General features: G+C 66.8%; 17 protein-coding genes. 7 read left to right on the top strand and 10 right to left on the bottom strand.

Features of this window, described 5'->3' with window-relative positions; genetic code table 11:
• Positions 1-44 precede the first annotated feature (44 nt).
• From K3F48_RS03775 to K3F48_RS03785, 3 genes are read right to left on the bottom strand one after another with little or no spacing between them, the layout of a single operon-like run.
• Complete coding sequence (locus K3F48_RS03775; RefSeq protein ID WP_222574061.1) at positions 45-989, bottom strand: phosphatidate cytidylyltransferase; 945 nt, start codon at positions 987-989, stop codon at positions 45-47.
• Positions 986-1,582 carry a lysophospholipid acyltransferase family protein gene (locus K3F48_RS03780; protein WP_222574062.1) on the bottom strand — a complete coding sequence of 199 codons (597 nt, stop codon included), beginning with the start codon at positions 1,580-1,582 and terminating at the stop codon, positions 986-988. Before K3F48_RS03780 ends, K3F48_RS03775 begins: the two co-directional genes overlap by 4 nt.
• Positions 1,579-2,229 carry a CDP-alcohol phosphatidyltransferase family protein gene (locus tag K3F48_RS03785; RefSeq protein ID WP_222574063.1) on the bottom strand — a complete coding sequence of 217 codons (651 nt, stop codon included), beginning with the start codon at positions 2,227-2,229 and terminating at the stop codon, positions 1,579-1,581. Before K3F48_RS03785 ends, K3F48_RS03780 begins: the two co-directional genes overlap by 4 nt.
• Positions 2,230-2,570: 341 nt before the next feature.
• Between K3F48_RS03785 and K3F48_RS03790 the strand changes: the two genes are divergently transcribed.
• Positions 2,571-3,275 (top strand): TerC family protein, encoded by a 705-nt coding sequence (locus K3F48_RS03790; protein WP_222574064.1) that lies wholly within the window; start codon positions 2,571-2,573, stop codon positions 3,273-3,275.
• Between the two features lie 4 nt (positions 3,276-3,279).
• A complete protein-coding gene (locus tag K3F48_RS03795; protein ID WP_222574065.1) occupies positions 3,280-4,107 on the top strand; it encodes an alpha/beta hydrolase in 828 nt (275 codons plus the stop codon).
• Positions 4,108-4,183: 76 nt separating this feature from the next.
• On the opposite strand, the gene K3F48_RS03800 is transcribed toward K3F48_RS03795, so the two are convergent.
• Together K3F48_RS03800 and rpsU are read right to left on the bottom strand one after the other, a co-directional pair.
• Positions 4,184-5,041 carry a tetratricopeptide repeat protein gene (locus K3F48_RS03800; RefSeq protein WP_222574066.1) on the bottom strand — a complete coding sequence of 286 codons (858 nt, stop codon included), beginning with the start codon at positions 5,039-5,041 and terminating at the stop codon, positions 4,184-4,186.
• Between the two features lie 87 nt (positions 5,042-5,128).
• The gene (gene rpsU / locus K3F48_RS03805) at positions 5,129-5,368 is read right to left on the bottom strand and encodes a 30S ribosomal protein S21 (RefSeq protein WP_003615425.1); all 240 of its coding nucleotides are present in this window, start codon (positions 5,366-5,368) and stop codon (positions 5,129-5,131) included.
• A 317-nt stretch (positions 5,369-5,685) separates the two neighbouring features.
• Here rpsU and K3F48_RS03810 point away from each other — a divergent pair, with 317 nt between their 5' ends.
• Positions 5,686-6,519 carry an RNA methyltransferase gene (locus K3F48_RS03810; protein WP_222574067.1) on the top strand — a complete coding sequence of 278 codons (834 nt, stop codon included), beginning with the start codon at positions 5,686-5,688 and terminating at the stop codon, positions 6,517-6,519.
• Between the two features lie 7 nt (positions 6,520-6,526).
• Here the strand turns inward: K3F48_RS03810 and K3F48_RS03815 are convergent, their stop codons facing one another.
• Entirely contained in the window at positions 6,527-7,564 is a 1,038-nt protein-coding gene (locus tag K3F48_RS03815) for an amino acid ABC transporter substrate-binding protein (protein WP_222574068.1), read from the bottom strand.
• Between the two features lie 181 nt (positions 7,565-7,745).
• Here K3F48_RS03815 and metC point away from each other — a divergent pair, with 181 nt between their 5' ends.
• From metC to K3F48_RS03835, 4 genes are all read left to right on the top strand, one after another.
• Positions 7,746-8,915 (top strand): cystathionine beta-lyase, encoded by a 1,170-nt coding sequence (metC, locus tag K3F48_RS03820; RefSeq protein ID WP_370631343.1) that lies wholly within the window; start codon positions 7,746-7,748, stop codon positions 8,913-8,915.
• A gap of 120 nt (positions 8,916-9,035) precedes the next feature.
• Complete coding sequence (locus K3F48_RS03825; protein WP_222574070.1) at positions 9,036-9,311, top strand: hypothetical protein; 276 nt, start codon at positions 9,036-9,038, stop codon at positions 9,309-9,311.
• A gap of 36 nt (positions 9,312-9,347) precedes the next feature.
• On the top strand, positions 9,348-9,629 hold the full coding sequence (locus K3F48_RS03830) for a hypothetical protein (protein WP_222574071.1): 282 nt from the start codon (positions 9,348-9,350) through the stop codon (positions 9,627-9,629).
• A gap of 48 nt (positions 9,630-9,677) precedes the next feature.
• Positions 9,678-10,121: a coiled-coil domain-containing protein gene (locus K3F48_RS03835; protein WP_255608150.1), complete on the top strand. Its 444-nt coding sequence runs from the start codon at positions 9,678-9,680 to the stop codon at positions 10,119-10,121.
• 91 nt (positions 10,122-10,212) lie between these two features.
• On the opposite strand, the gene K3F48_RS03840 is transcribed toward K3F48_RS03835, so the two are convergent.
• The 4 genes from K3F48_RS03840 to K3F48_RS03855 all read right to left on the bottom strand — a co-directional run bounded on the left by K3F48_RS03840 (position 10,213) and on the right by K3F48_RS03855 (position 14,886).
• Complete coding sequence (locus K3F48_RS03840) at positions 10,213-12,717, bottom strand: TonB-dependent receptor (protein ID WP_222574072.1); 2,505 nt, start codon at positions 12,715-12,717, stop codon at positions 10,213-10,215.
• A 118-nt stretch (positions 12,718-12,835) separates the two neighbouring features.
• Positions 12,836-13,777 (bottom strand): FecR family protein, encoded by a 942-nt coding sequence (locus K3F48_RS03845; RefSeq protein ID WP_222574073.1) that lies wholly within the window; start codon positions 13,775-13,777, stop codon positions 12,836-12,838.
• A gap of 97 nt (positions 13,778-13,874) precedes the next feature.
• Positions 13,875-14,375 carry an RNA polymerase sigma factor gene (locus K3F48_RS03850; RefSeq protein WP_222574074.1) on the bottom strand — a complete coding sequence of 167 codons (501 nt, stop codon included), beginning with the start codon at positions 14,373-14,375 and terminating at the stop codon, positions 13,875-13,877.
• Between the two features lie 94 nt (positions 14,376-14,469).
• Positions 14,470-14,886, bottom strand: a complete 417-nt coding sequence (locus tag K3F48_RS03855) for a hypothetical protein (protein ID WP_222574075.1) — start codon at positions 14,884-14,886, stop codon at positions 14,470-14,472.
• Between the last annotated feature and the right edge of the window lie 67 nt (positions 14,887-14,953).

Here is a 14,953-nt window from a genome sequence, read left to right on the forward strand (position 1 = left end):
GAGCTCAGACGAGGAAACCGTCACCCGATCTCCTCGCCGCCCGCTCACAGAGCGAAGAAATAGCGGGTCAGATGGAAGAAGACCGGAGCCGAGAAGCAGACCGAATCCATCCGGTCGAGCACGCCGCCATGTCCCTCCACCATGGAGCCCCAATCTTTGGCGCCCATAGACCGCTTGATCGCCGATAGCGACAGGCCGCCGAGAAAGCCCATAGCGACGATGACGGCGGCCATGGCGGCGGCCTGCCAGACGGAGAAGGGCGTGATCCAGAACAGCGAGGCTCCGAGGATCACCGCGGAGAGGCCGCCGCCGAGAAGCCCCTCCAGCGTCTTCGATGGGCTGACCGAGGGCGCGATCTTCGTGCGGCCGAACAGCTTGCCGAAGACATATTGCATCACATCGCTGAATTGCACGACGGTGATGAGGAAGAACAGCAGCAGAAAGCCCTGGCCCTGGAATTCGGGAATCGACAGGATGAGCAGCGCCGGCGCATGGCTGATGCAATAAACGGTGAGCATCAGCCCCCATTGGATGCGCGCGATGCGGACCAGAAAATCATCCACCTCGCCGCCGAGCGCCGCGAGGCTCGGCGCGAGAATGAAGCCATAGACCGGGATCGATATGGCGAACAGGCCGTACCAATCGATCCAGATCAACACATATTGCAGCGGCAGCAGCAGATAGAAGGCCGCGGCGAGCGGCAGATTGTCGGCCGGCTTCGTCGGCGTCAGCGAGAGGAATTCGCGCAGCGTGTAGAAGGAGGTGAACGCGAAGAGGACGAGCGTCGCGGCCTTGCCCAGCATGAAGCTCAGAGCGAAGATCGCGATCATGGCCCACCAGGCCCTGATCCGCGCATTGAGATTGTCGACCATCTCGTTGCGGGATTTCGAGCCCGGCTGCTCGGCGAGGCGCCAGCCAATGAAGGAGGCGAGCAGCAGAACCGCCACGACGCCGGTGAACAGAACGAAGAGCTTCGCGCCGACCGTCATTGCGCCAGCTCCACGACGGCGTCCCGCGCCCGATCCAGAAAGGCGCCGCGCTCCTCGCCGGAGTCGAGCCGCAACGGCGCGCCGAAATGCAGCGTGCAGGCGATCGGCACGGGCAGCAGAGCGCCCTTGGGAAAGGCGCGCGCCGGATTGCGCAGATAGACGGGCACGAGCTCGACCGCGGGAAACTCCTCGGCGAGGCGGAACAGCCCGGATTTGAACGGGCGCGGCGGCCCGCCGTCGCTGCGCGTGCCCTCGGGGAAGAAGATCAGCGAGCGGCCTCGGGCGAGCGTCGCCCGCAGCGGGTCCAGCGGGTCCTGCGTCTGCTGCCGGGAACGATCGATGAGCACGGCGCGCAGAACCTTTTGGGCGATATGGCGGCGCAGCGCGTCCTTGCCCCAATAATCCGCCGCCGCGACCGGATGGGTGCATGCGCGCAGCGAGCGCGGCAGCGCCGCCCAAATGAGCAGCGTGTCGAGATGGCTCGAATGATTGGCGAAATAGATGCGCTGCCTCGCCGTGGGCGCGCCTTCTCGCCACTCCGCCTGTCCGCCGACGAGAAAACGGGTCAGGCCGATCAGCAGCAGATCGATCATGCCGCGCGCGCCTCTTTCAGCCGCTGCGCCATGGCGCGCAGGCGCGTCGCGCAAGTGGCGAGCGAGCCCGCGGCTATGAGCCAGGCGGCGAGGGTCAGCGCATATTTCGTGTCGAAGGCGTAGGCTTCGAGCGGCGCGAGAGCGCAGGCGGCGGTGAGCGCCGCCATGCGGTGCGGCTTGGCCATGGGGCCACGAAAGTCCTGCGGCAGGCCGAGAGTTCCGCCGAGAACGCGAATATAGGCGGTCAGCGCGGCGAAAAGGGCGCCCGCCCAGCCGAGAGCGGGCGCGCCGACGGCGTAGCCGAGCGCCACGATGAGAAGAGAATCGGCGATGCGATCCGGAACCTCGTTATAAAGCGCCCCGGTCGCCGAGGCGCGCCCGCCCTCGACCGCCACCATTCCGTCCAGAAGGTTGCAGAGCAGCCGCAGCTGAACCCCGAAGATCGCCGCGAGATAGAGCCAGGGCGCGCGCGCCGCCTCGATCAGCGCCGTGGCGCTGGCGGCGGCGAAGAAGACGCTCAGAACGGAAATCTGATTGGGGGAGATCGGCGTTCGGAGCAAAAGCGCGACGAGCCGCCCGATCAGAGGATTGGCGCGCGCTGCGATCGGCCGCCGCGCCGCCTTCACGCTCGACGAAAGATCGCTCATCGAAAAATATCCGACTGAGAACAGAAAATGCCGGCGGACGCGAGCGCGACCGTCCGAATTTCTACTCGCGGCCGCGGCCGGACGCAAGGCCGCCGTCGTTCCCTCCAGGACTTCGACACGTTTCCGCCGTCATGGCCGGGCTTGTCGTGGACCCGGCCATGACGGCGTTGGCGCCTTTTCGAGATATGCGCCTGCGGTAGCCATGAAGGGGAGGGTAAAGCGCCCCTTCTTGCTTTCACTCGATTGCGCTGCATTGTCATCCGATCTTGCTGGCGCGGCCTGCCCGCGAACGATATGATCGCGGCGCGCTGCCCCCGGGCAGATATGGAACTTCAAATCAAATGAACGGCGACGAACTCTCCGCCGGTTTCGAAATCTTCGAGATCATCTGGATCGACCTCCTCCTCTCCGGCGACAACGCCGTGCTCATCGCGCTCGCCTGCCATAAGCTGCCGCCGGCCAAGCGGCGCTGGGGCGTGGCGCTCGGCGCGGCGGGCGGCGTGCTGCTGCGCATCGCCTTCGCCTTCGTCGTCATTCAGCTGATGGGCGTGCCGGCGCTGAAGGCGCTCGGCGGCGTGATGCTGCTGGGCGTCGCGACCAAGCTGCTCATCGACGAGACGGAGCATCACGTCGCCGCGAAGGAGGATCTCTGGGGCGCCGTCGCCGCCATCGTCATGGCCGATGCGGTGATGTCGCTCGACAATGTGATCGCCATCGCCGGCGCCGCGCGCGGCTCCATGCCGCTGATCGTCTTCGGCCTCGCCGTCTCCGTGCCGATCGTCGTGTTCGGCGCGGGACTGCTGATGCAGGCGCTGTCGCGCTTTCCGCTTCTGGTGTGGTTCGGCGCCGGCCTTCTGGGCTGGATCGCCGGCGAGCTGATCGCGACCGACCCGGTATGGGAGAAGTTCGGCTGGACCTTGCCCCAGCACCTCGATATTTCGCTGTCGGTCGCCGGAGCCGTGCTGGTTCTCGTCGCCGGCTGGATCGCCCTTCGCCTCGAGGAGCGCGCCGAAGCGCGGCGCAGGGCGCAAGGCGGGGAGCGCTGATCGCGTGCTCGCGCTGAAATCCGCGCTCGTCCTCGTCGTCGCCGCCTATCTCGCGGCGACGGCTGCGCTCGCTCTCTTCCAGCGCCGGTTGCAATATAGTCCCGACGCTCGCCATGCCTCGCCGCGCGAGGCGGGGCTCGACGGCGTCGAGGAGCTGTGCGTCTCGACAGACGACGGCGAGACGCTGGTCGCCTGGACCGCGCCGGCCCGGGATGGGCGGCCGTTCATCCTCTATTTTCACGGCAATTCCGGCGCGCTGATCGACCGCGCGCCGCGCTTTCGCGGCTTCCAGCAGCGCGGATACGGCTTTCTCGCCGTCGCTTATCGAGGCTATGGCGGCTCGACCGGCGCGCCGACGCAAGACGGCCTGATGCGCGACGCCGAGGCCGCCTATCGCGCATCGCTCGCCCGCGGCGCCGACGCCCGGCGGCTGGTCCTCATCGGAGAATCGCTCGGCTCCGGCGTCGCCACGGCTCTGGCGGCGACGCATGCGGCCGCGGCGCTCGCGCTCGATTCGCCCTTCTCATCCGCGGTCGACGTCGCCGAGGCGCGCTATGGCCTCATTCCGGTGCGCTGGCTGATGGCCGACCAGTTCCGCTCCGACCTCGCCATTCGCGATGTGCGCGTGCCGCTGCTGGTCGCCCATGGCGACCTCGACACGGTCGTGCCGATGCGCCTCGGCCGACGCCTGTTCGAGCTCGCCAACGAGCCCAAGACCTTCCTGCTCGCCCCTGGCGCCGGCCATCTCGTGCTCGGACGGGAGGAGATCACGCCGCGCCTCTTCGCATGGATCGACGCGACGCTCGAGGTCGAGCAGGCGGCGGAAAGATAAGACTCCTCTCAGAGAAAGGGCGAGGGCCTTCTCCCCCTCGCGGGAGAAAGAAAGCGCGTCGAAAGATTTCTTTGGCTTACCCTCGCCCGCCCTGCTTGGCGATGGGCTGGTTCGGATCGATCGACAGCGCGCGCTGATAGGATTCGTTCGCCTTGCCGCGATTGCCCTTGCGGTCATAGGCGAGGCCGAGCCACGCCCAGGCCGGCGCGCTCTTGTTGTCGACATTGAGCGCCGCGTTGAAATCCTCGATCGCCTTGTCGTAATTGCCGAGCGCGACGAGGCTCTCGCCGCGCGCCTGATAGGGCGCGGCGGCAAAAGGATCGCGGTCGATGGCGTTGTCGAAGTCGGTCACGGCGCGGACATTGTCGCCGCGCTTCTGATGGATGAGCCCGCGCGCATGGAAGGCCTGCGCGCTCTCGGGATTGAGGCGGATGGCCTGATCGAGATCGAGCAGCGCCTCATCGAGATTGCCCTGCGCGCGCAGCAGATTGGCGCGACCGATATAGGCCGGAGCATGATTGGGGTTCACGGTGACGGCGCGGTCGAAATCGAGCCTCGCCTGATCGCTGCGTCCGACCTGACGGAAGGCCAGCGCGCGATTGGTGAAGGCGGCGGCGTTGTTCGGCTCGAGCTGGATCGCCTGCGAGAAATCGGCGATCGCCTCTTGGAACTGGCCGACCTTGGCGTGGGCGACGCCGCGCGTGTTGAAGGCCTCGGCGCTGGGATTGCGACGAATGACCTCGGACAGCGATTCGATATTGGCGGAGGCGGCCTTGGGATCGCCGACCTCGGTCTCGGCGAAGCCGCGGCCCGGCGGACGCAGCACGCCCGCGGTCTCGCAGCCCGCGAGAAATAACAACGCCAACGCCGCGCCCAGACGGGGAGGCGTTCTCGGAGACATCCGGCGGAGAGCCGGCGCGAGCGGCAATTCCATACCGTTCCTCCCGGAGCCGAGACGAAAGCTTTGCGCTCTATGCGTCGGCCGAGCCGAATGTAGCGGCCCGACGACCCGAACGACGATTCAGCGACCGCCGGCGGCCGGCTTCGCCTTGACCGGCAGCAGGCCCTCGCGCTGCAGCTTCTTGCGGGCGAGCTTGCGGGCGCGGCGCACCGCCTCGGCCTTCTCGCGCGCCCGCTTCTCCGAGGGCTTCTCATAATGGCCGCGGAGCTTCATCTCGCGGAAAATGCCTTCGCGCTGCATCTTCTTCTTCAGCGCCTTGAGAGCCTGGTCGACATTATTGTCGCGGACGAGAACTTGCACGAAGCGATCCTGTTTCTAGGGACGCGGCGGCCCCGGTTTGAGTGCGTTGGCGGCCTGTGAGAGCGGCTCGTGAGAATAGCCGATCGGGCGCTGACGGAGCGCCTGATCCGTGGAAAAGCGGGATAACAGAGTCGCCTCGGATTGTCCACCGAAAGCGGCTCGGGAAAACCCCGCATTCGAGCGCGATCGTCACAGTCCCGACGCAGATCGTGATATGGGGCGGCGATCGAATGGCGGCGTATTATCATCCTCCCCGCGCGAATGGGAGAGAAGGAAACGCCCTCGCCTGACGCATGACTGCGGGAGAATGTGAATCCTTGACCGGCGCCGGAACCGACCACACCAAGCCGAAGATCGAAGGCGGCCCCACGATCGTGCTGGTGCGTCCACAGCTCGCCGTGAACATCGGCATGTGCGCGCGCGCCATGGCCAATTTCGGCCTGTCCGATTTGCGCCTCGTCGCCCCGCGCGAAGGCTGGCCGACACGCGATCCGGTCTATCGCGAAGCCTCCTATTCCGCCGCGGCCGGCGCGGCTCATCTGCTCGACAGCGCCCGCCTCTATGAGACGGCGCGGGAGGCGATCGCCGATCTCTCCTTCGTCTACGCCGCCACGGCGCGCGAGCGCGGCCAGATGAAGCCCGTCGTCACTCCGGCCGCCGCCTTGCCCGCCATGGCGGCGCGCATGGCCGCCGGCGAGCGCCATGGGGTGATGTTCGGCCCCGAGCGCACCGGGCTCGACAATGACGAGGTCGCGCTCGCCGATGCGATCCTCACCTTTCCGGTCAATCCCGCCTATGCCTCGCTCAATCTGGCGCAGGCGGTGCTGCTCACCGGCTATGAATGGTTCCGCTCCGCTCATGGCGACGCCATTCCTTTCGACAACAGCGAACGCTCGCCGCCGGCGACCCGCGAGATGACCCTCTCCTTCTTCGACTTTCTGGAGGGGGAGCTCGACAAGCGGCAGTTCTTCCGTCCCGAGACCAAGAAGCCGGTGATGTCGCGCAATCTGCGCAACATGTTTCATCGCATGGGTTTGACAGAGCAGGACGTTCGCACTCTCCGGGGCATGGTGGTGCGCCTCGTCGAAGGCCCGCGCCGCGAGCCCAAGAAAGAGAGCCGGCGAAAGCAGGACGAGCCCGGAGGCGAGTAGAGCGATCTCAACGCGCCGGCGGCGCGTACATCAGGCCGCCCTCGGTCCACAGAGCATTGAGCCGACGGTCGAGATCGAGCGGCGAGCCATGACCGAGATTGCGTTCGAAGATTTCGCCGTAATTGCCGACATGCTTGACGATGCGATAGGCCCAGTCGGGCTCGAGCCCGAAGCCCTCGATCCGGCCGCCCTCGACGCCGAGCAGGCGGCGCATGCGCGGATCGACGGATTTCAGCGCCTCGTCGACATTGGTCGAGGCGACGCCGAGCTCCTCGGCGTCGACCATGCCGAACAGGGTCCAACGCACGATGTCGAACCATTGCCCGTCGTCCTGGCGGACGATCGGGCCGAGCGGCTCCTTGTCGATGAGCTCGGAGAGGATCGCATGCTTGCCCGGCGCTTCGAGCCGCGAGCGCGCAGCAGCGAGCGTCGAAATGTCGGCGGTCAGAGCGTCGCACCGGCCCTGCGCATAGGCGTCCGCCGCCTCCTCGAAGGAGGCGAACAGCCGCGGCTCGACCGGCTTTTCGCCGGCGCGGCGGTCGTCGACGAGATCGAGCTCGAACGGCGTGCCCTGCTGCACACAAACCGAGAGTCCCGAAAGATCGCGCCGCGACTGCGCGGCGCGCTTGCTGCTGGTGAGAAAGCCCTGGCCGTCGAAAAATGTGGTCGCCACATAGGCGACGCCCTGCCCGGCGTCGCGCGACAAGGTCCAGGCGCCGCCCCGCGCCAGCAGATCGACCTCGCCCGATTGCAGCGCCTTCAGCCGCTCCTTGGGCGCGAGCGCCACGATCGTCGAACGGTTCGGGTCGTCGAAGATCGCCGCGGCGACGGCGCGGCAAAAGTCGACGTCGAGCCCGCTCCATTCGCCAGTTTCGCGCTGCAGCGCGAAGCCGGGATGACCCCCGCTCACGCCGCAGATCAAATGGCCGCGCGCCGTCGCCTGGCCGAGCGTCGACTGACGCAGGTCGCCCGAGCCGCGCGCGGGCGCGAGAGCAAGAAGCAGGGCGATCGTCGCCGCGGCGAAACAGGACAGGCGGGGCAGCATTGGACGTCTCTCGTATGGCCTCGCCGCGGGAAGCGGACGGCCGCATCGGCGAGCCGTCCCCTCTCCGAGGCATGACGCTCGAATCCCCGCTATATTGCGAACGGATGGAGTCGCATCGGCTCGATGGTGAAAGCCCGGGTGTTCGAACATGAGCGAGACTAACGAGGAATCAAGGCGAAAAATGCGAAGCCGCACCCGGCTCGCCCATGCCGGGCGCAAGCCCTCGCAGCAATTCGGCTTCGTGAACACGCCGATCTACCGGGGCTCGACGGTGCTGTTTCCCGACACGGCGGCGCTGCTGGCCAATCGCGGCGCCTATACCTACGCCACCAAGGGCACGCCGACGGTCCGAGCGCTCGAGGAGGCCTGGAGCGAAGTCTCTGGGGCGGCAAACGCCGTCGCCGTCCCTTCGGGCCTCGCGGCGATCAATCTGGCGCTGCTGACGGCGGTGAAGGCCGGCGATCACATCCTCGTGACCGATTCCTGCTATCTGCCGGCCCGCATCTTCTGCGATGGCGTGCTGAAGCGGCTCGGCGTCGAGACGAGCTATTACGATCCGCGCATCGGCGCGGACATAGCGAGCCTGATGCGGCCGAACACATCGGCCGTGCTGACCGAGTCGCCCGGCTCGCAGAGCCTCGAGGTGCAGGATGTGCCGGCGATCGCAGCAGTTGCGCATGAGCGCGGCGCCTGCGTCATTCTCGACAACACCTGGGCGACGCCGCTGTTCTTTCCGCCGCATGAGCGCGGCGTCGACCTTTCCATCGAGGCCGGCACCAAATATCTTTCGGGCCATTCGGATCTTCTTCTCGGACTCGTCTCGGCCAATGAGAAATGGGCGCGGCGCCTGCGCGCGACCTATGACGCGCTCGCCATCTGCCCCGGGCCCGAGGATGTGTTTCTCGCTCTGCGCGGCTTGCGCAGCATGGAGCTGCGCCTGCGCGAGGCGGAGCGCGCCGGCGTCGAGCTGGCGCGCTGGCTCGAGCAGCGCGACGAGGTCGCGCGCGTCATTCATCCCGCGCTCGAAACGCATCCGGACCATGCGCTGTGGAAGCGCGATTTTTCGGGCTCGACGGGCCTGTTCTCGATCGTGCTGAAGCCGGTCGCGCAGCCGGCCCTCGCGGCGATGCTCGACGGGCTCGAATTATTCGGCCTCGGCTATTCCTGGGGCGGCTATGAGAGCCTCGTGCTGCCCTTCGACTGCAAGAGCTATCGCACGGCGACGCAATGGAGCTCGGAAGGACCGGCGTTGCGCTTTTCGGTCGGGCTCGAGGATCTCGACGATCTGAAGGCGGATCTGGCCGCCGGATTCGCGCGGCTGCGTGCGACGGAAGCAACGGAAAAAACATAAAAAAAGACTGAGTTCACGCTACGTAGTTCCCCCCGATTTCGCCTGCGGCGAATAGCCCGTAAAGGTTGGGTCGTCGAACGCAGCGGGTCTTCGAGGGGAAGCGTTCGGGGGAGTAGGATCATGGCTCATCTGTCCAACGCGGGCCTCGGCGCGCCCACGTCGAACGAAACCATGTCGAAGGTGACGCGCTCGCAGCGACACGACACGCTGCTCGCCTCCTATCTGCTCGGTCTCGGCCACGGGACAGCGGCGGTGCGCGACCAGATCGTCGCCGATCTCGACGGCTTCCTCGACCTCGGCGCGACGCGCCGCGCGGCCGATCAGCTCGTGGTGCTGCGCGCCTTTCTGGCGCAATATCCGGAGGCGGCGCGGGGCGCTCGCGCCCTCGGCGCGTGATGGACTTTCGAGGACTTCTCCGCTATCTTCGGAGGCATGAGCGCGCTGCTTTTCGATACTCTTCGCCTGTCCCGCACCTTGCGGGACAAAGGGCATTTCACCATTGAACAGGCAGAGACGCTCGCTGAGGCGCTGGGGGAAGCGGGGCAGGACGATCTCGCCACCAAAGCGGATCTGGCGAGGCTCGAAAGCAAGCTCGAGGCCAAGCTCGCGGAAACGAAGGCCGATATTCTCAAATGGGTTGTCGGCGCGATCGGCTTTCAAACCCTGGTGATCCTCGGCGCGCTCGTATCGCTCGCACGCATTTTCGCGAAGTGAGGGCAGCGGCCGCGCGCCGCGAATGACCGCGCGCAAGCCGAGCGAGAAATGGACTTTCGCCGGTCCGCAGACCATAATCCGTTCGTGAGCGCCCTACTCTTCGACACGCTTCGCCTGTCCCGCACGCTGCGGGACAAAGGACGTTTCAGTTCCGAGCAGGCGGAAACGCTCGCCGAGGCGCTGGGCGAGGCCATGCAGGGCGATCTCGCCACGAAGGCGGATGTGTCCACTGTCCGAGTCGATCTGGACGCCTTCAAGGCCGACTTGGCAAGCGTCAAGACCGATGTCGCCGTCATCAAATTAGAGTTGAGCGCCGTCAAGACGGATGTGGTCACGATCAAGTCGGACTTAGGAACGCTCAGGGCCGAACTGAAATCCAGCATCTCCGATGCCAAGACCGATATTTTGAAATGGGTCGTCGGCGCGATCGGCTTTCAGACCATCCTGATCCTCGGGGGGCTGATCTCGCTCGCGCGCGTTTTCGCGAAGTGAGAGCTGCGCCGGCGCTCCCGGAGACGGGAGGCGCACGCACACAGGCCGACGGCCCACGCTCGGCGGGCCGTCGCGACAGCAGCAAATTTCGTCAGAATGTCACGCGCGCAGAACCCATGAATCGCCTCGGCGAGCCGAACATCAGATTGCCGAGCCCGTCGCTGTTCACGAAATAAGTCCGGTCCAACAGATTATCGACGTTGAGCTGGAGCTTGATCCTCGTCGGCGCCCAATCCCATTCGTAGCTGGCCATGGCGTTCACCACGGTGAAGCCGGCCATCTGGAAAGTGTTGGCGAGATCGCCTTCCCGGCCGCCGCGGCTGACGACGCCGGCTCCGAATTTCAGACCACGCCAGTCGCCGTCCTGAACCTCATAGGTCGACCAGAAGCTTCCGCCGACGCGCGGCACGCCGAAGAAGCGCTTGCCCTGATTGCCGATCGACTTCCCGGTCGCGTCTATCGTATCCTCGAGAACGACCGCATCGGTGAACGCCAGGGCGCCGATGACGCGCAAGCCTGGGAGAACTTCGCCCGAGACATCGAGCTCGACGCCCCGGCTGCGCACTTCCCCGGTCACATCCTTCAGCAACGGATTGAACGGGTTCCGCGTGGCGACGTTCTGCTTGGTCAGATTGAAATAGGCGAAGCTCGCCGTCACCCGCTGGTCGAACACCTCGGTCTTGACGCCCGCCTCCCATTGCTGGGCCGTTTCGGGCAACAAGGATTGCGGAATTGGCCCCGCCTGGAACAGAACGCCATTGGGCAGGCCGAAGTTTTGAACATAGCTGCCATAGAGCGAAATCTCTGGAATCGGACGCCAGAGAAGCCCGAAGCGAGGATTGACCGCGCTATTGTGATTGGAGGCGACGATCGGCGCGGAGCCATTGTCCACCGCTCGGGACGAGGGATTGCGGGCATCGTCGTAGCGGAGCCCTGCGAGAACATGCACGTTGTAGGGCAGTTCGATCTGATCCTGCAGAAAAAGCCCATACCATTGCGGATGGGTGAAAAAATGCCCGGGCGCGGAGAGCGGTACGAGCGCTCCTTCCGGGACTTTGGTGAAAATATTGATGGACGTCCCCTGTGCGAGGCCAGCGTAGGTGTCGTGCGGCGCCTGGTCGACGTAATCGGCGCCGAACAGCAGCGTGTGCTTTGCTCCCCATGTGGTCACATGCCCCGTCACGTCCGCCGACGCCTGATAGAGCGCGTCGCGGAAATGCTCGGCCTCCACGCCGCGGGGAAGCACGCCCGCCGCGCTCGCCGTTCCGAACGGGAAGTTTTCGTTGTTGCTGTCGCCGTTGAGGAAATTCGCCGAAAAGCGGTGGCGCAACGTCCAGCTCTCATCGAAAGCATGAGACAGGGCATAGCCGAATCGGACTTCCTCGACGCTCGCGCGAGGCGCGTCATAGAGGTTGGTCGAGCGGGACAGGTTTGGAATCCGAGGCGGACTGCCGAAGACCGGAATTCCATTGATGAAAGGATCGCGGGTGTTCAGATAATGAAAATCGAAGGTGATCTGGGTGGCCGCGTCGATCTCCCATCGCAGCTTGGGGGCAATGAACACGCGCTCGTTCCGGGCGAAGTCGACGAAGGAGCCGGCGTTTTCATATGCCATATCGAATCGATAGAAGAGGCCGTCGCCGGCGCTGACCGGACCGCCGAAATCGAGCGTGGTCCGATAGAATGCGAATGAACCGATCTGCTGTTCCACGGCGTGAAAAGGCTGCGCGAGCGGCTGCTTGGTCACGAGATTGACGAGCGCGCCGGGCTCGATGCGCCCATAGAGGATCGACGCCGGTCCCTTGAGCACCTCGACATGATCGACATCGGCGAGATCATTGGACGAAGTGACCGTGCCGAAGGCTTTGGGCTGAAGCACGCCGTCGCGATAAATTCTATCCACCTTGAAGCCGCGGACGAGGAAATTATCCGCCGAGGCGCCATAACTGCCGCCAGACGGCAGCGTATAGACGCCGCTCACATTCTCCAGCGCCTTGTCGAGGCGCACCGCCTGCTGATCCTGCAGCACCTGTTGCGGAACGACCTGGATGGAAATCGGCGTCTCCATGACAGGCGTGCTGGTCTTGGTCGCGGTGCTCGCATTCGGGTGGCGATAGGCCTTCGGATCGGACGCGCCGCCGGGGCCGCCGGGCGCGCCTGTTCTCGCTTGCGCCCCCACATCGATCGGCGGCAGCGCCTCCGCGCCCGCATCGCTGCGCACGGCGTCGTTCTGCGCCAATATGATCGACACCGACTTCGCGTCCGGCCCGCCGAAGCGATAGGTCAGCCCCGTGCCGTCGAGCAGATGATCGAGCCCCTGACGCATCGAGAACGCGCCGACGAGCCCCGTCGTGCGCAGCGCGCGCGTGACGCGCGCGTCATAGAGCAGATGCAGCCCATTTTTCACGGCAAAGGCGTTGAGCGCGGTCGCAACCGACCCCGCCGGAATATCATAGACCAGCACAACGCCGCTGCGCTCCTGCGGCGAGAGCGACGCCTGCGCCGGCGCGCTCCCCGCCGCGAAGGCGCCGAGCGCCATCGCCGCAACCGTCGAGCTCATCGCCGCACCCTTGTGACGCAGACTTTTCTTCACCATCGCCGCTTCCTATCGAAATGTGCCAGAGGCGCTCCATCGCGCCCGTGACCCACTCGACGCGGTCGCGTCGAATTCGGAATGTCGAAACGCAAACTTTTTTGCCCGCGCGGACGCGGCGTCACTCGGTCAGAAAGATCAGATAGCTCGTCAGCTGCACCGCGCGCAGGCCGAGGAAGAACTCGATCTCGCGCAAGGTCGTCAGCGGCTCGGACGTCGAGAAGACGCCGCTCACCCGCCGCGCGCAGGTCGACGGGCGCAAGCAGAGCACGGCTCCGTGACGATAGCGGGCGAGCGTCGCCAGCACCTCGCCGAGCGGACGATCCTCCACCACCAGCGCGCCGCGACGCCAGGCGGCGATGGCGTCCGCAGCGACAGAGACCGGCGGCTGCCCCGGCGCGGCGGTCTCGAACGCGGTCGACTGACGCTCGCCCACTTCCACGCGCGCGCCGCCGCTCGCCACCGCCACCCTGTGCTCGCCGACCGACACATGCGCTCCGCCCTCGCGCAGCGCGACGTCGAAGGCCGTGCCCAGCGCCGTGACGCTTCCCCCCGCCGCCTCCACCACGAATGGCCGCGCGGCGTCGGGCGCGACCACGAACCAGGCCTCCCCCGCGAGCAGCCGCACCACCCGCCGCCCCGGCTCGAAGCGCAGCGCGATCGCCGAGCCGGCGTCCAGCTCCACGCGCGAGCCGTCGGACAGCGTCACCGATTTGGACTCGGCGACGCCGGTCGCATGATCGGCCTGCAGCAGGATCGACAGATGGTCGAAGCAGGCGAAGACGGCGAGCGAGGCCGCGAGCAGCGCCGCCAGCGCCGCCGTCGGACGCCGCGACGCGCGCTTCGCCGGGGCGTGGGCCGGCCGCAGCGCGCGCGCCTCCTCGAACATTCGGGCGATATCCGCATAGGCGGCGGCATGGGCGGGATCGGCGGCGAGCCATGCCTCGAAATCGGCGCGCCGCGCGCCGGAAAGCTCGCCGGCCTTGGCCAGCACCCACCATTCGATCGCCGCCTCATGGGCGGCGCCGCTCCGAGCGCCTGTCTCGTCCGGTTCTGCGACCATTCGATCCTTCTCTCGCCGCGCGCCCCTCTCCGCGGAACGACGCGCGCAGATTACGACGCGGCAAGCTGAAAAAAGGAAGGTCGAACGCGAGGAATTTTCATCCCAGCGCCGCCCAGCAGCGCCGCATGGCGATGCTCATGTGCTGGCGGACCATGCGCTCGGAAATGCCGAGCCGCCGCGCGATCTCGTCGAAGGGCAAATCCTCGAAGGCCGACATCTGGAACACTTCCCGGCAGCGCGGCGGCAGCGCCTCGATCGCCGCCGCGAGCCGGCGGGCGCGGCGCGCGAAATCGACGCGCTCGTCGGCGGGCGCGTCGCCGCTCGGCCGTTCCCCCAGCAGCGCGTCGAAGCGCAGATGCTTGCTCTCGGTCCTGCGCCTGCGGGCGAAGTCGCGGGTGAGATTGGCGGCGATCTGCTGCAGAAAGGCGGGCGGATCGGCGACGCTGTCGAGCCGCTCGTGGCGCAACACGCGCACGAAGGTCTCCTGCAGCAGATCGGGGGCGGCCTCCGGCCCGACGCGGCGCGTCAGATAGCCGAGGAGCGCGCGCCGATTGCGCTCGAACAGATCGCGAATGAACAGGAGCTTTTTATCCGACATGCGGCGGGATCCGCAGCGGCGACGCCGGGCCCTCGTCGGGCTCGGCGCGTGTGGGGAACCAAATGATCGGGCGGCGCGGCGCGGCGCCTCGCAATCAGGCGGCGGGAGAAATGGCGGCGTGAGGCGGCGCGCGCGACGAGCCGGCGCCGCGCCCGGCGCGGCGCTCGGACGGCGGGACGAAAGCGCGGAAGGGCCGCGCGTCGCGCGTGACGGCGACCGCCGGCGCAGGCGAATCGAGCGGCGGCAGAGCGATGCCGAGCGGCATGGGGCCGCGCTGGCAGAAGAGGCAGGAGCCGCAGTCGTCCGGCCCGGCCGGCGGCCCGACTGGCGCGCCATCGTCGCCCGCAGCCGCGACGCAGAGGGGATGCGCGACAAAAACGCCGGGCTCCCCGAGCGCGGCCGATCCGACGCCGACCGCCGAGGGCAGCAGCTGCAGCACGATGATGCAGAACGCGGCGAGAATTGCGCGCGCGCCCCATGATCGGCGTGGGCGGGGTCGGGCTTCGGCCATGCGCGGCATTGGAGCTCGGCGCGAGCGTAGCCGTCAAGGCGTGCTTCCCGCGAAGCGAAAGAATTTC

It is taken from the genome of Methylosinus sp. Sm6 (assembly GCF_019802345.1).
In the GTDB taxonomy this organism is placed as follows: Bacteria; Pseudomonadota; Alphaproteobacteria; order Rhizobiales; family Beijerinckiaceae; genus Methylosinus.